Here is a 26,996-nt window from a genome sequence, read left to right as displayed (position 1 = left end):
AATATGAAAAAAATAATACTGCTTACAATTATTAATTTTACATTCATTTTATTATACTCACAACAAATACCTAACGGTAATTTTGAAAATTGGACAAACGATTCTGATGCCGAAGGTTGGAACTCGGTAAACATAGGATTTCCCGTAAATTTCTATTCTGCACAACAAACAACAGACTCATACCAAGGCACTTATGCTGCAAATCTAACTACAGAATCAACAGCCTTAGGTGTAATACCCGGGATAATTACTCTCGGAGAAATTGATATTGAAAACCAGACTATTACCGGCGGAATTCCTTTTACCGAAAGACCTAACGGAATAAGTTATTTTTTTAAATATGTGCCGCAAGGAAACGACACATCTGTTATGATAAGTATTCTTACTAAATGGAATGAAACAACACAAGAAACTGACACAATAGCTATGACAGCCTATTTTACAGCTGATCAATTTGATGTATATACTAAAGTTGCTGTTCCGTATATATATAATTCAATTGATTCTCCGGATTCTTTAAATGTTATTTTTATATCTTCCGGATTTTCGGGAAATGCAGGAAGCTCATTACTAATTGACAGCATAGCTCTTGAATACGGTACCGTTGTTTCTCCTACAATATGTTTTCCGGCAAATGACACAACATCAACTCAGTTTACTGCAAATTGGATGCCTGTACCCGACCTTGCCTTAACTTCTTATAGTATTGATGTTTCCGATAATAATGTTTTTTCAACATTTGCCTCAGGCTATGAAAATGCTGATGCAGGTTTAAATACTCTTTATACTGTTACAGTACCTGCCGGGTTATATTTTTACAGAGTAAGAGTACATTACGGCACGGAAGTAAGCATTAACTCAAACACCGTTGCGATTCCGATGCCTGCGGAATGTTATGAAGCAACGAACATCACATACAACTCATTTACAGCCGGTTGGCAGGCAACGAACAATGCAACAAATTATTATATTGATGTTTCGGAAGATGTAAATTTTACAACATTTGCAGGCGGTTATGAAAATTACTCTGTCGGGAACAGCACAAATATTTCAGTTTCAAGTTTAAACCAAAATACAGAATATTTTTACAGAATAAGAACTGAATATGATACTTATGTAAGTAAAAATTCAAATACAGTTTCTGTTAATACAACAGCATCAGAAGTAAGTGATATTGAAAAAAGTAATGTAACAATTATTATTAAAAATATGGATGTTATTATTTATTCCGACATTAATAATATTGCAAAAAATATTGAAGTTTATGACATAAGCGGAAAGTTGATAAATAAAATTATCAGAACAAATGCTTATGAGAAAATTACTTTTAAAAACAAAGGAATATATTTATTAAAATTTGAATTTGACGATTATATTATAACAAAAAAGGTAATTATTTAACAATAAAAAGAGGTTACTGAATTTCAGCAACCTCTTCTTTATTTTCAATTAGTTTATTTATTCTTTTTCAATTAATTCAAATGAATTAAAGAACTTATCAACATTAGATTGGCTTGCAAATGAGCCGTCTCTCATTATTGCAATTTGATAAAGCCTGTTATTGACTAAGAATATTCTGTAATTTACATAAAATTGCGGGCTGTTTGCTCTAAATTCAAGTCCTTTATGCTTGCCGTAAGTTATTTCTTTTTCTTCAACAATAGTTGCTCCGAGATTACCGACTGCTCCTTCTTTTGCACCCTGTAACATATCATCGGGGTTACTTGCTTTAACCATAGCAGAGGGATAATCTGAATATGCAATCATTTCAGCCTCTGTTATACTTTTTTCATACATAAACATATACATTTCAATATTCCCCACATCAGTAGGAACACTTTCATTTGAAACATCAGGTGTTCCGCTGAAATTTACTTTAAATCTTCCGTCAACTGAATGATATTTATCAGACGAAGTATTATAGGCAGTTTCATCATTGTCGGCAGTTTCATCGGCTAAATCGTTAAGAGAATTTATAATCTCGTCAGCTTGTGCCTGAACTTCCTCGTCAGAAGGTTCGTTGCAGGAGGTTACAAAAAAAGAACCGATAAATAGTGTTGCAATCACAAAAAAGTTAATTTTCTTCATTTTTTTTTATTTAAATTTATATAATATTAACAAATCTAATATTTTTTTTTATTTGAGGGCTTCTAAAATTATTTTTTTACGGAAAAATTGATGAACGGTAAACTTATTTATTTAAAAAAATTATTTTTGTTTCAAGAAACCTTAAAATGAAAATTAATCAAGAATATTGGAATAATTTATACAAGAATAAAACACTTGGCTGGGATATCGGATACATCAGCCCGCCGTTAAAAGAATATTTCAATCAAATTGCCGATAAAAATCTAAAAATTCTTATTCCGGGAGGAGGAAGCGGTTATGAGGCAAAGTACCTTTATAAAAATGGCTTTATTAATACTTTTTATTTAGATTATTCGGAACTTGCAATTAACAACTTCAAAACCGACCACCCTGATTTTCCTGACACTCAAATAATTAATCAAGATTTTTTTGAGCATTGCAACAAGTATGATTTAATAATTGAGCTTGCATTTTTTACTTCCGTTGAGCCTGAGAACAGGAAAAAGTTAGCAAACAAAATGTATGAACTTTTAAATACAGGCGGAAAATATGTCGGTTTATTTTTTAATCACGAATTCAAATTAAACAAACCGCCCTACGGAGCAATAAAAGAAACCTATTTGGAGCTTATAAAAGATTTATTTGACGTGAAAACATTTGAAATTGCACACAACTCAATTAAGCCGAGAAAAGGCAGAGAATTATTTTTTATTTTTGAGAAAAAATAGGGTTAATTTATTTTTTTAGATATTTATTTTTCTGCTAATCATTAATTCATAATCTGAAAAGTCTTCAAACGCATATTTTCTGTATAGATTTGCTGCCTTACTATTTTCTTTATGCACTTCTAACTTTACTTGAAATCCAATTTCTTTGATTAATTTCATTGTTTCATCCATCAATTTATTTGCTAAACCCAGCCCTTGAAAATCGGGGTGAATACCGAAATGATGTAAATATGTTCTTCTGAAATCATGAGTTAACCAAACAGTTCCGATAATTTTGCTGTTTTTTTCCATAACTAAAAATCTTCCTCCTCCGCTTAGGCTTCTTGAAATTACTTCATCATCATCTTTCCTCTCTTTTCCTCCTAATCCGGTTAAATTCCACAAATTCTGTATTTCATCAAAATCATTCGGTTTATAATCCCTTATTTTAATTCCGCTTTTCATTTTTGAAAGTTCATAATTATAAATATGTCCTAATTTACAAACAGCCATGACAATTAGAATAAATTAAATTGCTAATATCTTAATTTTAATTAATTACGGCAAATGTTTTACAGTTGCTTTCAAAAATTACAAAATTAATTTTCAGCATTAACAAAGTATTCTTACTTTTATATCCTCTTATTAAGCATTTGTATGAGAAAAAGGTTTTCTGCACATAAAAAGGAAATTACAATTTCACCGAAAGAATTTGTAAAAGTTATTAAAGCCCCTGCATCTAAAAGTATCATGCAGCGAGTTACAGCTTTAGCAATATTATCTGAAGGAAGAACATTGGTAAGAAACCCGTCTTTTTCGGGAGATTCTCTTTCTGCAATAAGACTTGCAGGAGCTTTAGGCTCTTCGGTACAATATACAGCAGACCGCATTGCTTTTGAGCGAACTGAAGAAGTTACGGAAACAAATATTAATATAGGAGAATCCGGACTCGGAATAAGAATGTTCAGTCCTGTTCTTGCATTATTTAACAAGGAGTTTAATATTACCGGAACAGGAACACTTTTAAAACGTCCTATAAGTTCTGTTGAGGATGCTCTTAGGCAAGCCGGTGTGAAATCTGTTTCAAATAACGGGTATTTACCCTTACAAATTTCAGGAAAGCTAAAAGGCGGAAAAATTGAAATTGACGGTTCTTTAAGTTCTCAGGTTTTAACAGGTTTATTAATTGCATTACCAAACGCTGAGGAAGATTCAGAAATTACAGTTCACAAACTCAAAAGTAAACCGTATATTGATTTAACTCTTCAAATTATTAAAGATTTTCGTGTTAAAATTGAGAATTATAATTACACAAAGTTTATTATTAAAGGAAATCAAAAATATATAGCACAAGATTATACTGTTGAAGGCGATTGGAGCAGTTCAGCTTTCCTGTTGGTTGCAGGTTTAATTGCGGGAGAAGTTAAGGTTACAGGGCTTAACGCTGAATCAAAACAAGCAGATATTGAAATTTTAAAAGCAATTAGAAATGCAGGCGGAAATTTATCTGTTGAAAATGACTGCGTAATAACTAAAAAAACTAAACTTTCTGCTTTTGAATTTAATGCTGTTGATTGTCCTGATTTATTTCCTCCGCTTGTAACGATGGCGGTATATTGTAAAGGAGTTTCAAGAATAAAAGGCGTTTCAAGGCTGAAAAACAAAGAAAGCGACAGAGCAAATGTGCTAAAAAATGAATTTGCAAAAATAGGAGTAAGAATTGAAATAAATGAAGATGAAATGTATATTCACGGAGGCAAAGTTTCGGGCGGAACAATTGATTCCCACAACGACCACAGAATTGCAATGGCAGCAGGAATTGTCGCTCTCGGAGCAGAATCTGAAATTACAATTTTAAATGCAGACAGTATTAAAAAATCATATTCTCGTTTTTTTAGAGATATAATAAAAAAGTCCCGTTGATTTAACGGGACTTTTTTCAGTAATTTGAAATTAATACCTTTTAACCGGCCATTTATCTTCTCTTTCTTTTGCCAATTTTTCCCATTTAGGAAGTAAGTTAATTTTAAACAATTCCTTTTCTTTTTTCAACTTTTCTATATCTAAACCTATAAATGCCTGAGCTTTTGCTTTTGTAGATATGTCAGGATAAGGAACTTCCTCGTTATGTCCTAATTCAGCAAATAATCTTGCAAGTTTAATTCGTGTTTCTTGTGCTTCTGCAATTCCGCTGCTGATAACACGACCAATTTCAACAGGAGAATGAAAAGAACCTCCGTGACTTGCCGCAGCATAATCCCAACGCCACTGTGCATGCCTTATTCCTTGTAAAATATCTTTCATTTGCTCATCCGTTGCTCCCCAATCCCAAGCTTGTTTTGCTTCAACATGGGCTCTTACAATTAATTCTTCAAGTTTATCTCTGTTTTCAATAATTTTATCTTGTCGGTCATAAACATTCTTCACTAAAACATCTGTTTCTTCTCTATGGCAAACCTGACAAGAGTTTGCAATATTATTCAACGGACTTTGCATTTGATGATTTGTAAATTTTTGTCCTCCTTCTGTTTTATACGGCATATGGCAATCTGCACACGACACACCTCTTTCTGCATGAATTCCGGTCATATACACCTCGTAACCGGGGTGTTGAGCTTTCAACATAGGAGCTTTGCTTAATTTGTGAGTCCAATCTTTAAATTCAATATCATCGTAATATTTCTCCATTTCCTCAACAGAAAAACCGTTATCCCAGGGGAAAGTAAGATAAGGAACACCTTCTTCAAATTTGTTCTTTTTATTGAAATAATATTCCGAGTGGCATTGAGCACAAACTAAAGAACGCATTTCTTGGTGTGAAAATGAGTTTATATCTTTTCCTTGACGTTCCAAAGCCTCAACCAAAGCAGGTCTGGTTAATGTAAGATTCATTGACTCGGGTTCATGGCAATCGGCACAACCGATATGATTTACAATTTCATGCCCTTTTCCTGCCCATTTTCCTTTATAAAACTCAACAGGTCCCATTTCACTCATTAGCCTCGGAACATCAGGGCTTTTGCAAGTCCAACATGTTGCCGGCATAGGTCCGTCGTCAGCTCCGGTCGGTCCTCCCGTTCGTAAAGAATTAACCACATCATCAACGGCATAAAAATGCCCTCTTCCTTGTTTATAATCTTTTGAAAAACCGTATCCTGCCCATAAAATAACTAACCGAGGGTCAACTTCCAGCATATCAATCATTGCGTTTCCGTTGTATTTACTTCTGAAAGAAGTATCGGAAGTTTTAATATAAGATTGATATTGCCTTTCAAAATTTTCTCCCCAAACTTCATTTCTGGGTTCCCATTCCGCTAATTTTACTTTTGGTTTATAAACGAATGATTCTTCTGCTTTTCGCTCAGTAACCGAAGATGCTAACATCCCTAAACTAAAAACGACAACTGCGGTTATTGCAAAAATCAACCAGTTAATCCAAGATTTTCTTTTCTTTTCCATAATTTTAATATTAGATATTGATATTTTATTTTCTGTTTTCTATTTGTTTTTTAATCCAATCGGGTGTTTTAATTTTTTGTTGCGGTAAAATTACATTCGGTGTTGACGACAAGCTGTGTACTTTTCCGTGAGGAACTTCTCGGTGGCAATCCCAACAAAGTTTTCCGTTACCGGAATGAACATCTTTTATGTTCCAGTTATTTGCTGAAATGTTTTCATTAACGAAACCGTGGCAACGTTTGCAATTATTTTGCACGACTTCAATTCCTGCTTCTTTTATTTTTATAACTTCGGGTTCTTTACGCAATGTGAACATAGTTGCATGCCTTATTCCGTCGCCTGCTTTAAAATAATATTTATGAATCATATTATCATGCGGTACGTGACAATCATTGCAATTTGCATGTTCTCTGTGCGAACTGTGGTTCCAAGAAGCATATTCAGGTACCATAACATGGCAATTTATACAAGTTTCAGGTGCATCAGATAAATATGAAGTTGCATTTGAAACTTTAAATAAATAGATTGACAAACCGATAAAAGCACCTAAGAGAATTGCAACAGGCATTCGCCATTTTTTCGGAGGTTTTATATATTGTTTCATAAATTTAATATTTAATACAAAGTTAAGGTAAAACAGTTATTTTACTTGTATCATATGTTACTTTTTTAAGAATTGCTTATATGTTATTTAACAATCGAAAATCTGTCCGTCAAATTCTTTTTTGCATAGAAAATCCTGAGTTATTTTCAAAACTCAGGATTAAATATTATTAATTGAATTTATTTTTTAAATGTCCAGTTCGGTTTTACCGATAACATAATCCAGGCCCAATTATTTGTTCCTATATCATTATTATCTGTAATTGTTACACCTTTAAGCCCGTACATACTTTCTGTTGCAAACATTTGAGAATACCCGAATTGAATACTTGCAACTTTCGGTACTATGTGATAACCGGCCCATAAATCAATTTCTGTACCGAGAGCACCGAGGTTTTGAGTTGCTCCGTCTTTATCAACATAAGTTCCTTTTCCGGCAGGCAGAAAATAATGAGGTATAAGTTTAACAAAGAACTTATCTTTTTTATAAATAAATTTTGCATTGAAATCTTGAAGCCCGACATTGCTTCCGTGATTTCCTACATAAAAATAATCCATCCAACCGTTGAATTTATGATTAGTTCCGTATAAAGGAGCAAAAGCGTTGTCATCTGTTCTGTTTGCATCGGTAAAATCATTTCCTGAAAGCATTTCAAAACCGAGCCCTGCCTTAAAGTTGTCAGAAACTTTATACATTGCATCAAAAGCAATATTATATGCTGATATTTTTTGACCCTGACCTGCTTTATCGGCTAAACCTAAATCAGCAGCAACAACTCCTGTCGGCAAACTTTTTGCATCAACCCAATTTGCTGCCTTTTTGCCTGTTTGATAATATGTGTTAACAGCAAAACTTAAAGCTCCTAACTTATATGTAAAACGACCGCCTGCAATTTGACTGTAAGCATTTCCTTCTGCAACTCCTGTAAAAGTGGGGTCTGTCGGGTCTGAAAAATCTGCCCAAACACCATTTTCTGTTTTTCCGTTATTTAATGCAAGAATGCTGTATCCGAAATCACCGGATTTTCCGTTTATCCAAAGGAATTGCATTGCTTTGTATGCATCATTTATAATTACGTTTCCGTTTGCATCCGCAAAAGGACCGCCGTGAAATGCTATACCGAGATGTGCTTTAAAATTCCCTTCATATTTGAACAGAGCCAAATCATGTGAGCGAGCTTGTTGTGCCCAACCGACATTACCGAGAATTCTGTGATCGTCATATACAAGTTCCATTCGCCCTGCTTTTAAAGAAAATTCTTTTGTAAAGAAAACTTCACCCCATGCTTGATGTACAGAAACAGAATTTGCTTCATTTGCAACAAGTTGTTTTTGGCTTCCCCAGGTTCTTACGTCTTGAAGTACCATTCCGAATTTTACTTTATTTGCTTTATAGTTTAAATTTAGGCGAGACCTTTGACTTGTGTAGAGACTTGGGGGAGTTTTATAATAATCTTGTATCAAAAACTCGGTTACGGGTGTTTTATATCCGTGGTAATATTCTGTTCTTGGTCTTATTTCAACACCAATTGTAATTTCTTTTTTATTTTCATCTTTAACTACGTCCTGTGCCGTAATTTCGCCGAAGAAAAACAAAAAGCTAAATGCAATTATTAGATTTAATCGATTCATGATAAACTTTTTTATGATTAATAATAATTTTCAAAAATAAATAATATTCATTTGTTATTTTGTACCATATGTTACCTTATAACTATGTTTTGTAATATTTAATTTGTATCATCATTTAACAGCGGGATAACAGCAAATCAATATTTCTTTTTTAAATCACCTTGATATATAATATTTTTTGCATCAATATCACTGTTCATCCATTCCGGAATTTTATCATCAATGTTTTCTCTTAACTTGTCGAGTTCGTCTTCGTCATAAGAATAAACCATTTCGGCAGAAATAACATTTTCGATTTTTTGAATTTTCTGCAATTTCGAAATTTCTTCTTCTACTCCTTTGCCTTCAACAGTAATAATAATTTTACCCTTTTCATCATTCATGTGATACTCACATAATCCGCTGTTTTTAAGAGAACTAATCACATTTTCTATATGCTCTTTTTTTGTTTGAACTATAATACTTGATAAAGCCATTCTTTTAATTTAAGTTCCAAACCGTTATCATTTCATCTTCACGTGAGTTGATAGGTTTGTGTTGGTTTATAATGAACAAAATACTAAATTTAACTAAGTTTACTTAACTCCTTCATTTATTCTTTGGTCTAAATCAGATTTACTTTTGCTTTTATCGTTTCTGAATTCTGCTTCAAAAAGATTTCTCACATCAAGCCTCGCATTAGTTTGAGGAACATGACATTGCTCGCAATTGTACCTTGCAGGGCTTAGTTTACCGTTTAAATCTTTTGCAACGGTTAAACTTTTATTTGATTCTTGATAACGGTTACCTGATTTAACTATTTCGGGACGATAATTTGTAAAATGAGAAGCAGGCAAAGGAGTTGAACCTACTGCTTCTGCTTTATCAGGCATGTGACACGATAAACAAATATTATTTTTTTGAGTAATAGGGAAGAAGCCTTCAACCTTATGCGGAATTAAAGGTGGTGCATTTTCAAAGGCTCTTTCTTCTCGTTCATTTTTTCCGGGAGCATTGGCTGTTACAACAGCTTTTTCTCCTAAGCTGAAATCTTCAGAAAACAAATCTCCTTTTCTGAATGAAGTTCCGTTTTGTCTTGTATTATTTTTTTCATTTTTACACCCTGCTATGATAAGTGCTGCAAATAAAACTGACAGTAAAAAGATTTTTTTATACATAATTACATACTTTATATTATTCAAAATTAATCTGTACTATTTATTAATATTTTTATATTTAATAATTGAAAATTTTAAAGAAGCATCATCACAAACATCAATGCATCTTCCGCAGTTTGTACATTCACTTCCGAAAATTTGAGAATCTTTTATATTTATTATATTTACCAAAACTTGTTTTTCCGGACAAACAATAAGGCATTTGTTACATGCTGTACATTTATCTTTAATATGTTTAACTTTAAAAAGGCTTATTTTATTTATTAAAGAATAAAAAGCTCCCAAAGGGCAAACATATCCGCAAAATCCGTTCTGCAGAACAAATAAATCGAAAAAGAAAACCAACAATATAGCTGCCCAGCCGACTCCCATTCCAAAAATAATTCCTCTGTGAATCATTGATACAGGACTGATTAGTTCAAATGCGGCTACACCGAATATTGCAGAAAGAATAATGCTTAATGCTAAAATCCAATAACGCATATTCCGTTTTACGGGAATTTTCACATCTTCTTTATACATTTTAAGTTTCTTTCTTAACCAATTTGCGGTATCCGTAATAATATTAACAGGACACACCCAACTGCAAAAGGATCTTCCTCCTATTAAAGAATAGAATACAAGAATTATTAAGCCTCCTAACAATGTATCAATTGCAACAACAAAGCCTGATGCTAAAATTTGCAAAACCATGTACGGGTCAGCCATATAAAAACTGTCAAGTACTTTTGCGGAACTTAAATTACCGTCCAAAATTTTTAAAGCAAATTTATTTGATGCAATAAACAGAAGCAATATTGAAACTTGCACAATCCTCCTTAAAATAAGGAACTTATTATTTATGATAATATTACTCATCAATAAGATCTTTCCAGTCGCTGTTTAAATATTCCATTGCTTTGTTATTACTCTCATCATCATTATATTTTTCATCATCAGCTTTTTTCAGTCTGTTTTCATCATCAGGATCCCAACCTTTAATATAATGCGAACCTACTTCGCCGAGGACAATATTTCTCGGAAGAACTTTTATTGCAGGAATATCCGTTACACATACTTTTTCACATAATCCGCACCCCGTACATACTTCATTATTGACAACCGGTTTTAAAAAAGCATGCTTACCTGTTCTTTCATTCCGTTCATACTTAATACTTATTGCCTCATCCATCAACGGGCAAGCCCTGTAACATAAATCACATTGAATACCCCAAAAAGCAACACAAGTATTAGCATCAATTATTGTTGCTCCCATTTTTGCTTTGTTAATATCAAGTCTGTTAGTTTTTTCTTCATTTACGGAAGAAACCAAATCAATATCTAATGCACCGGACGGACAAACAGGAACACAAGGAATATCGGGACACATTTCGCAAGGAATATCTCTCGGTTCAAAATAAGGAGTTCCGACAGGCTTATTATCACCGGGTATTGCAAGTTTCAACGTATCATACGGACATGCAGTTACACAAGCTCCGCACTTAGTGCAAGCCTTTATGAAATCTTCTTCCGGAATTGCTGCCGGAGGTCTGAGGATAATATCAACAGCTTTTGCTTCATCAATATAAGCCCCCCAAGTTAAGCCGCCTAAACCTAAAAACCCGGCACCTTGCAGCATTTTTCTGATTGTTTCTCGCCTGGTTGCCATCTTGTCTTTTTTCATTAAGTATTTTTAAAAAAGCACAGCAAAGGAGTGTAAGTCCTTTGCTTATTTTTATGCTTTATAAACTTTTACTGCACATTTTTTATAATCAGGTTCTTTTGACATCGGGCAAGTTGCATCCAAAGTTACTTTGTTTATGAACACTTTCTCATCAAACCAAGGAACAAAGATTAAACCTTTCGGCGGTCTGTTCCTTCCTCTGGTTTCAATATGTGTTTTTACACGTCCTCTTCTTGATTCTATCCAAACCGTATCTCCTTGTTTAAATCCTTTTGCTTCTGCATCTTTCGGATTCATATAACATAATGCTTCCGGTACTGCTCGGTATAGTTCCGGAACTCTCATTGTCATAGTTCCGCTGTGCCAATGTTCTAAAACACGACCTGTTGACATCCAGAACGGATAATTTTTATCGGGCATTTCAACAGGATCCATGTACGGACGGAAGAAAATTTTTGCCTTATTGGTTAAATCATATTTGGGTTTCTCTTTATCGGGACCTTTTAAGTTTCCTTGCGGCATTTTTTTCAGAGCTTTACCGTAAAATGCAAATTCGCCGGTTCCGGCTTTTCTTGCATAAGGGTCATATTTTGAATTAAACCTCCATTGAGTCTCTTTTCCGTCAACTACCGGCCATTTTAAACCTCTTACTTTATGATAAGTATCGAAATCGGCACGGTCGTGTGCATGCCCTAAACCGAACTCGCGATATTCTTCCCATAGATATTTTTGAATAAAGAAGCCGTAACCTTTCCAGTCTTCGTCATGAGAACCTTTTATTGCTCTTTTATCTCCTTCGGCTTCGGTATTTTGAAATCCTTCTCCGGTTGGGTCAGGCCAAGCAAATGATTTTGCTTTTTCGTTTGCAAATAATACATCGTAAAGTGTATCTGTATGCCTGTAGCCCATTTCTATTGCAGAGTTAATAACATCGGGCAATCCTTCTTCTAGTCCGGGTATTTTTTGAGCACCCCAAACATCTCTTAATTGAAATCGTTTTGAGAATTCTACGATTTGCCAAATATCAGGCATTGCATCACCTACCGGAGTTACCTGTTGTTTCCAGTGTTGTGTTCTGCGTTCTGCATTTCCGTATGCTCCCCATTTTTCATAAATCATTGCTGTAGGTAAAACAAGGTCTGAAACTTTTGCAGAAATACCCGGATAAGGATCACTTGTAACAATAAAGTTATCCATTTGTCGTGCTGCTTTTATCCAATGATTTGCATTTGGAGCATTCTGATAAGGATTATTTACTTGCACCCAAATAAATTTAATTTTTCCGTCTTCAACATCTCTGTGTATTTTCATAAAATGAGAACCGACTTTAGGGTTTAGGGTTCCGGAAGGCAGTTTCCATATTTTTTCTGAAAATTCACGATGTTTAGGATTTTTAACAACCAAATCAGCCGGTAATCTGTGGGCAAAAGTGCCTACTTCACGAGCTGTTCCGCATGCTGAAGGCTGCCCGGTTAAACTGAATGCACCGTTTCCGGGTTTTGCTTGTTTTCCTAAAAGAAAGTGTATCATATAAGCTTGCTCATTAACCCAAGAACCTCTTTGATGTTGGTTAAACCCCATTGTCCAGAAAGAAACAACTTTTCTTCCTTTTTCTATATAATAAGCAGCAAGTGATTTAAGTTTGGCTTTAAAATCATCAATTGATTCATCCGGATTTCCTTTTGCAAGGTTTGCAACAAAATCTAAATTATAAGGTTCTAAGGCTTTCTCAAAATCTTTTCTTGAAATTATCCAATGTTTCAGTGCTGATGCTCTGCTTTTCATTTCGATTTTATCTCCTGATTTGTAATCAAGATATTTTAAGGTAATTCCTTCGTGTTCAGAAACTGTTTTGTTTGTTTCTTTTTTAGCTGTTTCAATTTCTTTCTCTGAAAATTTTTGATGATCGGAAGTTCTCATACCGTAACCGGTATCAACGGGCCCTGTTGCAAATACGTTATATTTCCTTACAAAGGCCTCATCAATTGCTTCCGGGTGGTTATAAACAATTTCGTGAGCTATATAATTCCAAATTGCTAAATCCGTATGAGGTTTAAAAATAATTTCGGTATCTGCAAGATCGGAAGTTCTGTTTGTAAAAGTAGTAAGATTAAAGATTTTAACTTTATCAGGGTTTGATAACTTCCTGTCGGAAACACGAGACCATAAAATAGGATGCATTTCTGACATATTTGCTCCCCAAGAAACAATAGTATCAGTTATTTCAATATCATCATAACATCCTGAGGGTTCATCAATCCCGAAAGTTTGGATAAACCCGACAACTGCCGAAGCCATGCAAAGTCTTGCATTCGGGTCAATATTGTTTGACCTTAAACCTGCTTTCACAAACTTAACTGCGGCATAACCTTCTTGAATTGTGTATTGTCCCGATCCGAATATTCCGATACCGGAAGGTCCCAGTTCTTTTAGAGTTTTTTTCATGTGCTTTTCCATTTCATCGAAAGCACGCTTCCAACTTACAGGCTTAAATTTTCCGTTTTTATCAAATTCTCCTGCTTCATTAACTCTTAAAAGCGGTTTTGTCAGCCTGTCTTCTCCATACATGATTTTTGCATTAAAATATCCTTTAATACAATTCAAACCTCTGTTAACCGGAGCAGCCGGATCACCTTTTACTGCAACAATTTTATCGTTTTTTGTTGCTACCATTATGCCGCAACCTGTACCGCAAAATCGACAAACTGATTTATCCCACCTCCAATCACTTTCTATTTTATTTTTAGCAGCTTTCATTTCTGCGGGAATGCTCAACCCAATTGCAGTTGCAGCAGTTGCAACAGCTGATTGTTTAATGAAGTCTCTTCTTGATATACTCATAATAAATAAATTCAATATTAAACATTAAGGCAACTAATATAAGAAAAAACAAAATACTGTTTTGTGTCATTTGGTACAAAACAATATCTCGCCACCAATTTAGAACAATTCTAAACAAGGTAAAATACACATAACATCGTGTAAATTAGCAAACTCTAATTTACCGACATAACAAATATATAAAAATTGTTTAGGTTTAAAAAGTTAAAATAATATTTGGTTTTTATAAATAAACAAAAAAGGAAGTTCGAACTCGAAAACTGAGAATACTACACAGAATGAATATGGTCTTCATATTTCAAATATGCTGAAATTTTTTCTTTATCTTTAATTTCAATATATTTTCCTTTTACCGTAATACAACCTTCGTTTGCCAATTGTTTTACAGCTCTTGCAACCGACGGGCGAGTAGCTCCGAATATTTCAGCAAGTTCAAGCTGTGTGTTTTTAAGTTTAACGGAAAAAGAATTTTGTTGTTGAGCTAATTTTAATAAATAAAATGCAAACTTTCCTTTTAATGTTCTGAATGATAAAAATCTGATTTTTTTAATAACATGCTGCGTTCTTGCGGAGATTGTATTCAAAAAATTTATAAGAAATTGAGGACACAAATTGAAGAATTTCAAAACTTCTTCTTTCGGCATTAACAAAACCTGAACATCTGTTTTTGCAATTATATCAACCGGCAACAAGTTTGAATTTCCGAATAAGAAAGCAGGTGCTAAGCTTTCATACTCTTTTATATCTGCCATTTTAACGGTTGCTCCTTTAAAATCAGTCATTTCTGTTTTAACAATACCTTTAATAACTATCATTAAGTTTTTATACTCCGTATTTCTTGCGGCAATAAAAGTTTCTTTTTCAAAAGATTTTATTTGAAAGTGTATTTGCTCAAAAGTTTCGTAAAGTCTGTTAACTTCAATATTTGAAAATAACTTACAATTTTCTATATTTTTGTCTTTTAAACTATTCATATTTATTTTTTGCAAATATACACCGGCTTATTTAAATCTTGAACTTTTTACACAAAAAACCTAATGATTCAAATAAAAAAAGCCTGTCAAAACAGACAGGCTTTTAAAAAGTTTCAGATAAATATTAAACTAATTTAACATCTACTGCGTTAAGACCTTTTTTTCCTTCTTTTAAATCAAATTCTACTGCATCGCCTTCATTAATTTCATCAATTAATCCTGATACATGAACAAAATATTCATTTTTTGATTCATCATCAACAATAAATCCAAATCCTTTGGATCCGTTAAAAAATTTTACTGTTCCTTTTTTCATTTTAATAGTAATTGTAATAAATATATAAAACGCAAATTTAATTAATATTCTTGAATAAAGAAATTTTAAAGATTAATTGTTGTTATTTATAAATATTTTAATCAAAATTTAAAGATATTTTTACATTTTTGCAGAAAATAAAATAATGATATGTTAAGTTCAAATGAAATAAGAAAAACATTTATCGACTTCTTTAAGTCTAAAAATCATAAAATTGTTTCTTCGGCACCTATGGTTGTTAAAGATGACCCAACCTTGATGTTTACTAATGCAGGAATGAATCAATTTAAAGATATTTTTTTGGGGAATTCTGAAATAGTAAACAGCAGAATTGCCGATACTCAAAAATGTTTGAGAGTTTCCGGAAAGCACAATGATTTGGAAGAAGTAGGGCATGACACATACCATCACACAATGTTTGAGATGTTGGGAAACTGGTCTTTCGGTGATTATTTTAAAAAAGAGGCAATTGACTGGGCTTGGGAATATTTAACCGAAGTATTGAAAATTAATAAAAATAATTTATATGCTACTGTTTTTGAAGGTTCAAAAGAAGACGTAACAGAAGCAGATAATGAAGCATTAGAATATTGGAAACAATATCTTCCGGAAGACAGAATTTTATACGGAAATAAAAAAGATAATTTTTGGGAAATGGGTGCAAGCGGACCTTGCGGACCATGTTCTGAGATACATATAGATATAAGAGATGATGAAGAAAAAACAAAAATACCCGGAAGAGATTTGGTAAATAAAGACCATCCTTTGGTTATTGAAATTTGGAATTTAGTTTTTATTCAATATAACAGAAAAAAGGGAGGAGAATTAGAAAACCTTCCCGCAAAACATATAGATACAGGAATGGGCTTTGAACGCTTATGTATGGTTGTTCAAAAAAAACAATCTAATTACGACACTGACATTTTTCAGCCGATTATTAAAAAGATTTCCGAACTGAGCGGAAAATTATACGGGAAAAATAACGAAACAGATATTGCAATGCGTGTAATTGCAGATCACTTACGAGCTGTTTCATTTTCAATTACCGACGGACAGTTACCCTCAAATACAGGAGCAGGTTATGTTATCAGACGAATTCTACGCAGAGCTGTTCGTTATGCTTATACTTTCTTGGAAATGAAAGAACCTTTTATTAATAAATTAACCGACAGTTTGACAGACGTAATGGGAGGTGCTTTTAATGAGCTGGTTAATCAAAAAAATATAATAAAAAAAGTAATTTATGAGGAAGAAGTTTCTTTTTTAAGAACATTAGAAAAAGGAATTAAGTTGTTAGATAAAGTTATTAAAACAGAAAAAGAAAATAACCAAAAAGTTGTTGAAGGTGCTGCTGTTTTTCTTCTTTATGATACTTTCGGCTTTCCTTATGACCTTACGGAATTGATTTTAAAAGAACACGGGCTTAAAATAAATAAATCCGGTTTTGACGAAGCAATGAAACTTCAAAAAATGATGTCGAAAGATGCTGCAGTTGAAGATAAAGACGATTGGGTAGTTATTTCGGAAGATGATATTGAAGAATTTATAGGTTACGACAGAATGGAAGCCGAAATAAAAATTACAAGATACAGAAAAGTTAATGTTAAAGGTAAAGATTTTTATCATTTAGTATTCAATTTTACACCGTTTTATGCCGAAAGCGGCGGACAAGTCGGTGATAAAGGATATATTGAATCAGATTCCGATAAAATTGAAATTATTGATACTCAAAAAGAACACAATGTAATTATTCATATTGCAAAAAAACTGCCTGCTGATACAAATGCAACTTATAAAGCAGTAGTAAGTTCGCAACAAAGAAAACTTACAACGGCAAATCATTCCGCAACCCATTTAATGCATAAAATTTTAAGAGATGTTCTCGGAAACCATGTCGAACAAAAAGGTTCTTTGGTTAACCCGAAACATTTACGATTTGATTTTTCGCACTTTCAAAAAATGACGGATGAAGAAATTTTAGAAGTTGAAAAGGCTGTTAATGAGAAAGTAAGGGCTAATATTTCTTTGGATGAAAAGAGAGCAATTCCTATGGCAGATGCAAAGAAAATGGGAGCAACTGCATTATTCGGGGAAAAATACGGGGATTTAGTAAGAGTAATAAAATTTGACGATTCAACAGAACTTTGCGGAGGAACACATGTTTCGGCAACCGGCGAAATAGGCTTCTTTAAAATAATATCTGAAAGTGCTATTGCTGCCGGAATTCGCAGAATTGAAGCAGTAACTTCAGTTGAAGCCGAAAAGTATATTTATAAAAATTTGCAATTGATTAATGATATTCAATCATATTTTAAAGCTTCAAAAAATTTAAAATTGAGTATTGAAAAAACTTTGGAAGAAAACAAAGCACTGAAAAAACAAGTTGAAGAATTTGAAAAAGAAAAAGTTAAGATTCTGAAACAAAAACTGAAAAGTAATGTTAGGGAAATTAACAGCATTAATGTTATTGCCGAGAAAGTTGAGGTAAGCAATGCCGGACAAATAAAAGATATGGCTTTTCAATTAAAAGGTGAAATTGAAAATTTATTTTTTGTAACAGCTGCCGATATTAACGGAAAAGTGAACTTAACCATTATTATTTCGGATAATTTAGTTAAAGAAAAAGGATTAAATGCCGGACAAATTATCAGAGAAATTGCAAAAGAAGTGAAAGGCGGAGGAGGAGGACAAGCAGGTTTTGCAAGTGCCGGAGGTTCTGATGTTTCAGGAATTGATAAAGCTTTGAAAAAAGCAGTTGAATTTGTTGAAAAAAAGTAATATATTTAAAATAAATTCTAAAACAAGTTGTTTAGCACTTTTGAAGTGCTTAGCAACTATAAAATATAGATACATGAAAAAAATTATTCTGACATTTAGTCTAATCTTTGCATATTTTATTAACTATTCGCAAGGTTCAATAAAAATTTATACAGATTTAAAAGAAGAAACCGCACAATTTATGGTGTGGATTAATGAAGAACCGCAAGACGCATATCCTTCTGACGAAGTTGAAATTGAAGATTTGCTTCCCGGTAAGTTTATAATACAAGTAAGTTTTAATGCTGATACAATTGCCGATTGGGTAAAAACAATAAAATTGAAAAAGAACGAGCAAGTAGTTTACAAAGTTGTTAAAATGAAAGAAATAGGCAAAGAAGCAGGAAAGATAGGACGAAATTTAAATAAAGAAACAAGAGAAGCCGGTGATGATTTAATTCAATATTACAGATTAGTAAAGGAAAGGGAAAACTAGTTACTGAACTAACATTATTAGCTCAAAACCGATTCACATAACCCAAATGTATTTTTGAATTTGACAGTAAAACCGAATTACCTCCTTGTTTACCTAATGCGTAAGCAATTGAAAAAATACCTGCTTTTGTATTAAAATTTGTTCCGAAACCGAAACCTGTTAAATTTATTGTTCTATCAATTTGTTTTATTCTTGCATAATCAATGAAAGCATAAACATTGGAGTTTCGTTCAAATAAATAGCGTAAATCTCCGCTGAGCATCGAAAAACCGGAAGTAAAAAATGCATCTTCGTCAAAACCTCTCACAGAATTAAAACCTCCGATTTTATACATTTCGTTTTGAAATAATTGCGACTCTGAGAACATATAGTTGTTTTTTAAAGATGATTTAAGCACAAACTTTCCGAATAACCGTAAATAATAATCAAATTTTAATTTCAAATCTAAAAACGAATATGTTGAATTTGCTAATTTACGATTTCCGCTTGCAATATCAGAATACAGAAAAAAACCTTTTGAAGGATTGTAAATATAATCAATATTTTTTGTTTCGTATGCAATACCGAAAAGGGTTGATTTTACATTTTTAAAAATTGTAGTATCAATATTTTGAGATGATAAAATAAATGAATTTGCAACTTTTGCATAAGCAATAATTTTATCATTATTTTTAAATGAATAATCTATTCCTGCTTTTCCGAATACCGACATAAAAGTTGTATCTCTTTTATCAAGTTTAAAATTTGTGTTTAAACCGAAAGGACTTTTAAACAAAAAAGGAATATTTGTTCCCACATTCAATTTTTGCGATAATTTTTCCGTTCTGTTCCACTTTAAGTAAATTTCCTCTCCTTTTGTGAAATTATTCAGTAATCTAAAATCAATTTCTCCGGTAAATGATAATTTATAATCATTATTTTTGACAGGTATAAATCCGACAACTCCGTTAAAAAGGTTTGCTTTTTTATTTTTCAGATATAAATATACATCGGCATTATTTCCGTAAAATTCAATTTCGGGTTTTCTTATTTGCGATAAAAAGCTTAGTTCTTCAATTTTTAAATTTATCGATGAAATTATGTTTTCATTATAATCATCATTTTCAAATAGAGATAAATATCTTTTAATGTAAATTTCGGAAAGTTTCGGGTTTCCTTTTATTATTATTTTATTAATTTTTACTTGTTTGCTTCTGTTAATCAGTAGATTAAGTTTTATGTTATTGTCAATAACTTCAACTTTCTCAGGAATTATGATTGCAAACGGATAAGCATTATTTTCGTAATATGTAATAATTTTATTGTAAAAATCAAGCAGTTCGTGAGGTTTAATTTTATTTGCTTTGATTTTTTTTTCAGAAATATTTAGTTTTCTCAGAAGTTGTTTGTCAATTTCTTGAATATTAATTTCTTGCAGTTTATATTTAATTCCTGTGAACAGATAAGCTGTTACCCTTGCAGAATCAAAAATAACACTGTCGAATGATGCACTTATGTAGCCTTTTGCAAATAATTTACTTTTAATTGCTTCTAATTCGGAAAATAAACTTAGAGAATCGTTAAATACTTTATCATAAGCCTTTTTCTTTAAGAATTTTTCTGAATTTATGCTGTCGGAAATAATTGTTAAATTATATTTCTGTGCATTTGCTTTATTTAATACAAGTAAAAAAAGGAACAAATAAATTGTTCCTTTAAGGTTTTTGAATATGAGTTTGTTATATTGTTTATTCAATTTCATTAATCATTTTATCAATTTCATCTTTAAAAGCAAGAGAAGTTGTATAGTCTTCAACGTCTTCTCTGTCTTTATATTTTTCATTTAATAAAGATAATTGATTTGCATATTCCGCTTTAAGTTCAAATTCTCTTTCAAGTTCTTCAAGTTTAATTGTATCGGTCATTGCATCAACATATTCATTCTCGGCACCGTCTAATTGTTTAATTCTTTCTTCATGTTTCGTAATTTTGTCTTCGGCAACTTTTTCAAGTTCTAACTCTTTCAATTTCTCTTTTGTTTCCTTGTATTTTAAAACTAATTTATCATACAGTTGTAGTTTCGATTCTCTTAATTTTATTTGAGTAAGATATGCTTTAACTATTTTATCACATTTTTCAACTTTCCCCGAATCTATTTTGTCGGCATTTTCTGTTTTATATTTCTCGTAATTTTCAAGTGCATCATTTTTATATTTTTCACGATAGTAAGTTAAATGCCCGTTAGGAAAAATTTCAGCATAAGTTTCAACGATAACTTCTGCCGCCCAAGATCTTATTTTCTCAATTTCGTTGCTTGCATCTCTTTTATCGTTTTCGGCATTTCTCAGTGCGTTTTCAATTTTTGTTTTAAAATCTATACCTTCTTGATTTTGAAGTTTATTTTTTCCTTTTTTAAATATGTTCCAACCCATTTTAGTTTTTTATTGATAAGTTTATGTTTTGTTTTTATAATTTGATGTTAAAATTACTATTATGAAACCAAAATTGCAAATAATTCTTTTTATCTTTGTTTAAATTTAAAAAAGAAATATGAAGGCTTTCAAATATTTAACAGTTTTATTTGTATTAATTATTGTCAGTTCTTGCTCAATTTCAAAGAAGATTGAAAAAAGCATTATCGGTAAATGGCAAATTACCTCTTTAGAATCGACCGGGGATAACAAAGCAAGTGATTCATATAAAGATGCAATAATCGGCTTGTTATCAGGCTCATATATTGAATTTAAAAATAACAAATCTTATGAACTTTCACTTGCAGGAAAAAAAATTACAGGAATTTGGTCAATTTCAGAAGACGGGAATAAAATATTGAGTGATGATAAAAATAATTACTTCGAGATAATAAACAAATCTGACAGTAAAATGACGTTGAAAAGTTTCAGAAAAGCTAAAAGAATTATTATGGTTCTTTCCCGAATTTAGCGAACAAAAGGTTTACCTAATGGGTTTTTCAGGTTTTTATATTCTGTTAAATCACATTTTACGGTGCTTATTCCCACTTTTAATCTAATTTTTACGGGAATGAAATTACCGTCGTCTGAGAACCAAACTTGCATGTCTTCTTCTTTTTTAAAAGGACTTTTTGCATCAAGCACAGGAACAAATCTCATACATTTCAGTTTGCCGAACTTTGTTCTCACTTTTTCAGTTTCTTTATATTTTACTTTTACGATATAAATTTCTTCATCAAAATAAGTTGTTAAATTTATTACATCATTTTTTTTTATCTTATCTTGAAATATTGACCTGCGAGCAAAATAAAATGCAGAAAGAACGTCTAATGTTCCGGGCGGCACTTTGTGTTTGCCTGATTTTAAGCTGATAACTTCATTTTTTTCTCTGTCGAAGATTATTTCATTATATCTTAAGTATGAGTTTTCATTTATATCTCTTATTGCTTGCAGTGGCAGCCCTGTTCCTATTTCAATGAAACTTTCGTATCTGTCGCTGACACTTGCAAATGCTCCTACCAAGCCTGCTGTTTTTGCGAGTGCTTTAACATGAAAATACCAATCGTATCCTATTTTCTCGATGTCGATTTTCATTTCGGCATAACCGCCGTTTATTAAACCGTATTTAACTTTATATTTTAAATATTCACCTGCTTTAAAAGCTGTATTGAAAACAGGAACAGAATCTTTTTGAGAAAATGCTGAAAATGAATATAAAAAGAGTGAAAATATTATTAATGTTTTTTTCATAGACTGCTTGATTATTTATTATTGAACTGAATTTAAAATAATTTATTATCGAAATAGTATAAAAAAAGCGGGAAAACCCGCTTAAAAGAAGTTATATTTTAAAATATTAAAAACTTATAATATTAATTTCGACTCTTCTGTTAAATCCTTCTTCCTCCTCAGTTTCGGGTATAGGATAAACTTCGTTTTTGCTTCCCATTCCTTCAATTCCTATTCTTGATTCAGAAATTCCGTTATCAACCAAATATTCTTTTATAAGGTTTGCTCTGTCGGTTGATAATTCAAAATCAACATCAGTACTGGGGAATAAGCCGTTTGTATGTCCTTCTAAAACAATTTCAGCTTGTTCATTCAATGTCATGAATTTTAACAATTTTCTTTTAACATATTCTGATGTAGGAACAATATTTACATCATTAGGTTGGAAGTATATTACTCCTAAGCCTTCATTGTTTGTTCCTTTTTTAACTCTGTTCAGTTTGAATTCAATTTTTTTATCATTTAATTGGTTTGCTTCGGCTGTTGAATAAATTTTATACTCAGGGAAATAATTATCGGAGTAAACACATAATTCATATTTCGGGAAAGTGTTTGATTGGTTGTTTAATAAAATATCAATCTCATAAGAACCTTTTTTTTCTGTTTGAGATGTAACAAAAACATTGTTGTTTCTTAAATTCCACCATCTTATTTCGGCTTTTATCGGTTTCCCGTTTTTGCTGTTAACAACAGTTCCTGATATTTTTATTGTTTTAAGTTGTTTGAAAGAAATTGTATGTCCTTTACCATTTTTATAAACATTATTTAGAACTAAATAAAAAACATCGCCTTTGCTTACCATTAAACCTTTCTCATAATCAAGAGCTGCTCCGCTGTAAGACAATCCGGTAAGACCTTTTGCATTTTCTTGTCTGCTGAAGTTAGATCTTATGGGAGTTATTTGTTTTGCTTTAAACTTTTCGCAAAAATTATCGTCAGCTTTAAAAAGCATAAAATCGTAATTATCCTTAGGGTTTTGCGGAATAATATCAAACAATAATATACCGTCTTTATTTATTGTAAATTTATACCAAGTAGGATGTTTAGTAAGGTCAAAGCTGTTACTTTTTGCTGTTTTAAGCTCAACCGGAGCAGTTGTCGGACCGAAAATCGTAAATCTTGAAATATCTAAGGCTTGTTCGCATGTGCTTGTATTTGAAATATCAACATAAGTTTGTGCAATGCTTGATAATGATATTGACATAAAAAATGTCAACGAAAGAAAATATATTTTTCTCATAAGTACAATATTGTGTGTTTAATAATTATTAATATAAACTTTTGCTGTTTTAAGTATTGAATTATTGAATGTTCTTACTCTTAATAAGTATATCCCGGCATTAAAACCGGATGTATTTATATATATGTCTTCGGTAGAATATATATTTTTAACTATTGATTTGCCGGACATATCAGTTAATTCACAAATTACCGGTAATTCAAATTCTTGATTTAAGAATACTTTTAGATTATTTTCTGTTATTATCGGATTTAATGAACCGGCGGCTCTTTCCGGTTTAATTGAATTATTATCAACCAAGAATCTTGCTCTTTTATTTTCTTCATCTGACTTTACAATTATTTCTAATTCTTCAGTTTTAATACCCGGAATTTCAGGATGAAGATAATATTTTCCTTCGGGTAAATGTTCAAAAATAAAAACTCCTTCAAAGCTGTCAGCAATTCTGAAATCTATTGGTTTTCTCTTTTCATTAAGCAGGATTATCGGAATCGGGATATATCTTCCTCCTCTGTACCCGAGGTCATACTTTATTTTTCCGGATATCATTGAGTTTCCGTAAAACGGTTCGGCAAAAGAAATCAAGTTTATATTATTTTTTGTTGCTCCGTTTAAATATAAAATACTTTTAGAACTCTCCCACTTAAATGAATTGCCTGAATATGTCGGAATATATTTCGGAAAATAAAAGAAATCATAATCATGTTCAGGTATAACATAAAGCATATATTTTCCGGATTTTAAATTACTGAACAGGAATGCTCCTTCATTAACTTCTGTAACATCTTCCGTGGAATATATATTTTTGGAATTGTCTATTAAATAAACTTTTCCTTTCGGAAGTAAGTTTTCTCCCATAAATACATAACCGGAGTATGTATTTTCACTTTTTGAAATATTTTTACCGTTTTGTGTAAAACCAAGTAAAGGGAGTATTATTAAAACAAAAAGAAAACTTAATTTATTCATGTTAAAATAGCTTAATTTCAAAAAGTTAATTTATATCTTAATCCAAACTTAAAGCCAAAAGTATTAAATCTTGAAACAATCGGATAATCTACATAAACCGAGTGAATATTCTTCCTGAAATATGCACTCGTAAAAAAATCTAATCTTCTTGTTAAAAGATAGTTAAATCTTAAACCTGCATAAAAAGATAAATTTATTGCTGCAAATTTAGTTTCATCTTTTAAGCTGTTACTTTGGTCAAGATTAGCCAAAGATACAATTTTTCCTTTAGAATTAACAAAAAAACTTGTAATTATTCCGAATTGGGGTGAAAAAAAATAATTTGTTCTGTAAATATTAAAACTTAAAATTAAAGGAATTTCAATGTATGAATATGAGTTAGATGCTTTATCATTTACCTGAAACGAAACCGAATCAATTTTAGAAACAAGGGCTGAATCTAAAGTCTCAATATAGTTTGTATCCCTGAACCAGTAATATACCGTATCGCCGGTTGCTAAAAGAGTATCAATATTAATTAAAGGAATTGAATCAATTTGCATCCGGGTTTCTGTAAAATAACCGTATGCCGTAATTGTATCAATTTTATAGTTTGTTGCTAAAAAATTAAAACTTTCTCTGTATTTGGTAAAATTTATTCCTGAACTGTAAGTTAAAAATGGTTTATGAAAGTTAATTCCGAAACCGGATGATATACTTAAATCTTCTTGTACCGAATTTTGATTTTTTACTGAAAATTCTTTGTAAATTAAATGAGACTGAAAGTTATGAATTGAATACATCGGTGAAAAAAAGAAATCAAACGAAAACAGATATCTGCCCGAAGGTATTAAATTACTTGTTTTATTAAACAGGAAGCTTGATTTTGCGGATAAAAACTCTTTCTCTTTTAATTTATTAATTTTAATTTTTATTGTATCAGAATATTTATCTGACAAAAATACTGTATCATATACAAAAGTTGTATCATAATAATATACGGTATCATAAATATATATTGTATCTTTTGTTTCGGGTATTTTATTTATCCCTGGCTTAAAACTGCTTAATAATACAAACAAAAATACGGCACAAAAAAATACCGACACATATAGTATAATATGTCGGTATTTGTTCATTTTTAATACTTTTTAGAATTTATAACTGTCTTTTAAAATTAATTTCTTTAAACTTCATTTATATAACGGTAAAATTCTACCTCAAAGTATCTTTTACAATAATTTCTTTCCTTATTTCAACATTCTTTACAACAGGCACCTCAACTCTTATTACAACATCCTTCTCTTTTGTTTCTTTTACGGAAGCACTGTCTTTTATTTCAAATTCTTTTTCAATAAATAAAGGTTTTGCACTTTTACTCGAGTTATATTTATCAGAAACAGCAAAATCATTATTATTAATTGTATTTTTATAAACGGGTTTCATTCCTTCCTTATTATAACTGTTTGTGCTGAAAAAAATTCCGGCAGTTATTACGGATGCTCCTGCAACAGAAAACAAAATATTCTTTGTTGTTAAATAGTTTTTGAAATTAAATTTTAAATTATCCTCAACAATAAACTTTCCTGAATAATTTTCTTTGAATAATTTCCAATCAGTTTCAGGAATAACTTGATAATTTTCAAGTTTCCCTTTTGACAATTTGTCAATATATTTCATACTGTTTTTCATCAAAAAATCTCCTTTTTTGTATTTTTTAATTTAATGAGTGCATTTTCATATAAAATCCCTTCCAACTTTTTTCTTGCTCTCAACAATTGTGATTTAGATGTTCCGATACTTATATCAAGTTCTTTTGCAATTTCTTTATGTTTTAACTCGTCAACTACATACATATTAAAAACGGTTCTGAAACCTTCGGGCAATTCTGTGATTGCATCAAATATTTCGGACTGTGTAAATTTAGCATTTTCAATTATTGATTTCGGATTTTTAAGAATGGTATTATCTTCATAAACCTCCGGTTGCCTGACATCTTCAATTATATTCGAAATAATTTCTTTTTTATCTTGCCTTAATTGCATTAATGCCGTATTAATAGTAATGCGTTTTATCCAGCCTTCAAAAGAACCTTTACCGTTATATTGCTTTATTTTAGTAAAAATTGTAATGAATGCGTCTTGCATTACATCTTCAGCCTTTACTCTGCTCTTCATATATCTCAAACTGATACCGAAAAGAACAGGAGAATATTTATTAAAAATAAATTCCTGAGCTTTTTCATCTCCCTTTTTACACTGTCTTATTATATCTTTGTTGACAGGCATTTGTTATGAATTTAAGATGCAACCGATTAAAAAGGTTGCAAGTATAGATAGTAATTTAACAAGAAATACTTACATTTTTCTTTTTGA

The 26,996-nt window shown here is 31.5% G+C and carries 26 protein-coding genes; 6 read left to right on the top strand and 20 right to left on the bottom strand.

Annotated elements, in window-relative coordinates; all coding sequences use genetic code 11:
• The first annotated feature begins 3 nt into the window (after window positions 1–3).
• Complete coding sequence (locus L3J35_00190) at window positions 4–1,401, top strand: T9SS type A sorting domain-containing protein (protein MCF6364602.1); 1,398 nt, start codon at window positions 4–6, stop codon at window positions 1,399–1,401.
• Window positions 1,402–1,458: 57 nt separating this feature from the next.
• Here the strand turns inward: L3J35_00190 and L3J35_00185 are convergent, their stop codons facing one another.
• Entirely contained in the window at window positions 1,459–2,088 is a 630-nt protein-coding gene (locus L3J35_00185; GenBank protein ID MCF6364601.1) for a hypothetical protein, read from the bottom strand.
• Between the two features lie 146 nt (window positions 2,089–2,234).
• On the opposite strand from L3J35_00185, the gene L3J35_00180 reads away from it, so the two are divergent.
• Window positions 2,235–2,816 (top strand): TPMT family class I SAM-dependent methyltransferase, encoded by a 582-nt coding sequence (locus tag L3J35_00180; GenBank protein MCF6364600.1) that lies wholly within the window; start codon window positions 2,235–2,237, stop codon window positions 2,814–2,816.
• A gap of 15 nt (window positions 2,817–2,831) precedes the next feature.
• Here the strand turns inward: L3J35_00180 and L3J35_00175 are convergent, their stop codons facing one another.
• Complete coding sequence (locus L3J35_00175; protein ID MCF6364599.1) at window positions 2,832–3,308, bottom strand: GNAT family N-acetyltransferase; 477 nt, start codon at window positions 3,306–3,308, stop codon at window positions 2,832–2,834.
• Window positions 3,309–3,452: 144 nt separating this feature from the next.
• Here L3J35_00175 and aroA point away from each other — a divergent pair, with 144 nt between their 5' ends.
• Complete coding sequence (aroA, locus tag L3J35_00170; GenBank protein MCF6364598.1) at window positions 3,453–4,718, top strand: 3-phosphoshikimate 1-carboxyvinyltransferase; 1,266 nt, start codon at window positions 3,453–3,455, stop codon at window positions 4,716–4,718.
• A gap of 30 nt (window positions 4,719–4,748) precedes the next feature.
• Here the strand turns inward: aroA and nrfA are convergent, their stop codons facing one another.
• From nrfA to L3J35_00120, 10 genes are all read right to left on the bottom strand, one after another.
• A complete protein-coding gene (gene nrfA, locus L3J35_00165) occupies window positions 4,749–6,254 on the bottom strand; it encodes an ammonia-forming cytochrome c nitrite reductase (GenBank protein MCF6364597.1) in 1,506 nt (501 codons plus the stop codon).
• Between the two features lie 25 nt (window positions 6,255–6,279).
• Window positions 6,280–6,858 (bottom strand): cytochrome c nitrite reductase small subunit, encoded by a 579-nt coding sequence (gene nrfH, locus L3J35_00160; protein ID MCF6364596.1) that lies wholly within the window; start codon window positions 6,856–6,858, stop codon window positions 6,280–6,282.
• Between the two features lie 179 nt (window positions 6,859–7,037).
• A complete protein-coding gene (locus tag L3J35_00155) occupies window positions 7,038–8,489 on the bottom strand; it encodes a hypothetical protein (GenBank protein ID MCF6364595.1) in 1,452 nt (483 codons plus the stop codon).
• 137 nt (window positions 8,490–8,626) lie between these two features.
• Window positions 8,627–8,965 (bottom strand): chaperone NapD, encoded by a 339-nt coding sequence (locus L3J35_00150; GenBank protein ID MCF6364594.1) that lies wholly within the window; start codon window positions 8,963–8,965, stop codon window positions 8,627–8,629.
• A 99-nt stretch (window positions 8,966–9,064) separates the two neighbouring features.
• Window positions 9,065–9,646 (bottom strand): nitrate reductase cytochrome c-type subunit, encoded by a 582-nt coding sequence (locus L3J35_00145; protein MCF6364593.1) that lies wholly within the window; start codon window positions 9,644–9,646, stop codon window positions 9,065–9,067.
• A 36-nt stretch (window positions 9,647–9,682) separates the two neighbouring features.
• Window positions 9,683–10,504 (bottom strand): quinol dehydrogenase ferredoxin subunit NapH, encoded by an 822-nt coding sequence (gene napH / locus L3J35_00140; GenBank protein ID MCF6364592.1) that lies wholly within the window; start codon window positions 10,502–10,504, stop codon window positions 9,683–9,685.
• Window positions 10,497–11,309, bottom strand: coding sequence for a ferredoxin-type protein NapG (gene napG, locus L3J35_00135; protein MCF6364591.1), 813 nt, complete (start codon window positions 11,307–11,309; stop codon window positions 10,497–10,499). The genes napH and napG overlap by 8 nt, the downstream gene beginning before the upstream one ends.
• 51 nt (window positions 11,310–11,360) lie before the next feature.
• The gene (gene napA, locus L3J35_00130; GenBank protein ID MCF6364590.1) at window positions 11,361–14,150 is read right to left on the bottom strand and encodes a nitrate reductase catalytic subunit NapA; all 2,790 of its coding nucleotides are present in this window, start codon (window positions 14,148–14,150) and stop codon (window positions 11,361–11,363) included.
• Between the two features lie 269 nt (window positions 14,151–14,419).
• Window positions 14,420–15,124: a Crp/Fnr family transcriptional regulator gene (locus L3J35_00125; GenBank protein MCF6364589.1), complete on the bottom strand. Its 705-nt coding sequence runs from the start codon at window positions 15,122–15,124 to the stop codon at window positions 14,420–14,422.
• A gap of 124 nt (window positions 15,125–15,248) precedes the next feature.
• Window positions 15,249–15,440, bottom strand: coding sequence for a cold shock domain-containing protein (locus tag L3J35_00120; GenBank protein ID MCF6364588.1), 192 nt, complete (start codon window positions 15,438–15,440; stop codon window positions 15,249–15,251).
• Between the two features lie 150 nt (window positions 15,441–15,590).
• On the opposite strand from L3J35_00120, the gene alaS reads away from it, so the two are divergent.
• Both alaS and L3J35_00110 read left to right on the top strand, forming a co-directional pair.
• Complete coding sequence (gene alaS, locus L3J35_00115) at window positions 15,591–18,218, top strand: alanine--tRNA ligase (GenBank protein MCF6364587.1); 2,628 nt, start codon at window positions 15,591–15,593, stop codon at window positions 18,216–18,218.
• 73 nt (window positions 18,219–18,291) lie between these two features.
• The gene (locus tag L3J35_00110; protein ID MCF6364586.1) at window positions 18,292–18,693 is read left to right on the top strand and encodes a hypothetical protein; all 402 of its coding nucleotides are present in this window, start codon (window positions 18,292–18,294) and stop codon (window positions 18,691–18,693) included.
• Between the two features lie 22 nt (window positions 18,694–18,715).
• Here L3J35_00110 and L3J35_00105 read toward each other — a convergent pair whose 3' ends face one another.
• Both L3J35_00105 and L3J35_00100 read right to left on the bottom strand, forming a co-directional pair.
• Window positions 18,716–20,434 (bottom strand): hypothetical protein, encoded by a 1,719-nt coding sequence (locus L3J35_00105; GenBank protein ID MCF6364585.1) that lies wholly within the window; start codon window positions 20,432–20,434, stop codon window positions 18,716–18,718.
• On the bottom strand, window positions 20,421–21,104 hold the full coding sequence (locus L3J35_00100) for a hypothetical protein (protein MCF6364584.1): 684 nt from the start codon (window positions 21,102–21,104) through the stop codon (window positions 20,421–20,423). Before L3J35_00100 ends, L3J35_00105 begins: the two co-directional genes overlap by 14 nt.
• A 118-nt stretch (window positions 21,105–21,222) precedes the next feature.
• Here L3J35_00100 and L3J35_00095 point away from each other — a divergent pair, with 118 nt between their 5' ends.
• Window positions 21,223–21,615, top strand: a complete 393-nt coding sequence (locus tag L3J35_00095) for a lipocalin family protein (protein MCF6364583.1) — start codon at window positions 21,223–21,225, stop codon at window positions 21,613–21,615.
• On the opposite strand, the gene L3J35_00090 is transcribed toward L3J35_00095, so the two are convergent.
• From L3J35_00090 to L3J35_00065, 6 genes are all read right to left on the bottom strand, one after another.
• Window positions 21,612–22,394: a DUF3108 domain-containing protein gene (locus L3J35_00090; GenBank protein MCF6364582.1), complete on the bottom strand. Its 783-nt coding sequence runs from the start codon at window positions 22,392–22,394 to the stop codon at window positions 21,612–21,614. The genes L3J35_00095 and L3J35_00090 overlap by 4 nt on opposite strands.
• 106 nt (window positions 22,395–22,500) lie before the next feature.
• Window positions 22,501–23,673: an OmpA family protein gene (locus L3J35_00085; GenBank protein ID MCF6364581.1), complete on the bottom strand. Its 1,173-nt coding sequence runs from the start codon at window positions 23,671–23,673 to the stop codon at window positions 22,501–22,503.
• Window positions 23,674–23,691: 18 nt separating this feature from the next.
• Window positions 23,692–24,642, bottom strand: coding sequence for a T9SS type A sorting domain-containing protein (locus tag L3J35_00080; protein ID MCF6364580.1), 951 nt, complete (start codon window positions 24,640–24,642; stop codon window positions 23,692–23,694).
• 17 nt (window positions 24,643–24,659) lie between these two features.
• Window positions 24,660–25,760, bottom strand: a complete 1,101-nt coding sequence (locus tag L3J35_00075) for a hypothetical protein (GenBank protein MCF6364579.1) — start codon at window positions 25,758–25,760, stop codon at window positions 24,660–24,662.
• 76 nt (window positions 25,761–25,836) lie between these two features.
• Window positions 25,837–26,313 carry a hypothetical protein gene (locus L3J35_00070; protein ID MCF6364578.1) on the bottom strand — a complete coding sequence of 159 codons (477 nt, stop codon included), beginning with the start codon at window positions 26,311–26,313 and terminating at the stop codon, window positions 25,837–25,839.
• A complete protein-coding gene (locus tag L3J35_00065) occupies window positions 26,313–26,909 on the bottom strand; it encodes an RNA polymerase sigma factor (protein ID MCF6364577.1) in 597 nt (198 codons plus the stop codon). Before L3J35_00065 ends, L3J35_00070 begins: the two co-directional genes overlap by 1 nt.
• Between the last annotated feature and the right edge of the window lie 87 nt (window positions 26,910–26,996).

The sequence above is a fragment of the Bacteroidales bacterium genome (assembly GCA_021648725.1).
In the GTDB taxonomy this organism is placed as follows: domain Bacteria; phylum Bacteroidota; class Bacteroidia; order Bacteroidales; family JAADGE01; genus JAADGE01.
The sequence above is the reverse complement of the archived record's forward strand: the minus strand, read 5'-3'. Positions and strand labels throughout refer to the sequence as shown.